Source organism: Campylobacter sp. 2018MI01, assembly GCF_018501205.1.
In the GTDB taxonomy this organism is placed as follows: domain Bacteria; phylum Campylobacterota; class Campylobacteria; order Campylobacterales; family Campylobacteraceae; genus Campylobacter_E.
Genome location: NZ_JAHCZE010000169.1, coordinates 1 through 427, shown reverse-complemented (window position 1 = coordinate 427; position 427 = coordinate 1). Strand labels below are relative to the sequence as shown.

Annotated in this window: 1 protein-coding gene; it reads left to right on the top strand. The window is 40.5% G+C overall.

The genetic code is table 11. The annotated features are described in order from the left end of the window. Positions 1 to 30: 30 nt before the first annotated feature. Positions 31 to 427: hypothetical protein (locus KJQ97_RS09515; RefSeq protein ID WP_214120709.1), on the top strand; the 397-nt coding region annotated here is incomplete at its 3' end.

Below are 427 nucleotides of genomic sequence, written 5' to 3'. Positions count from 1 at the left end.
GTGCAAATAAGCATAACGGACGGGGTCGACTTGATTTTGATCCCTACACAACAGTTCAAAACAAATCGGATTGTCGTTTCTTTTATGACCGAATTGGCAGACGTGAGAAGTTTGAGTATCAGAACGCTGCTGTCGAACTTGCTTGAGACAAGTTCAAGCGATTTTCCGACTCAAAGCAAGACAGCGATGGAACTGTCAAAGATGTATGGGGCCGGGTTTGGCACGACTGTCAATCGTCACGGAAATATCCATATGATTAATTTTGTTTTTAATTGCATTGATGATAAATTTTTGGAAAATCCGGTCGGATTGGTCGATGCCGGATTTACATTTTTGAAAAAGATGATTCTGAATCCTCTCGCAGAAGATGGCGAGTTCGACCAAGAAACTTTTTTGCGTCAAAAGCAAAATTTGATTGCATATGTTA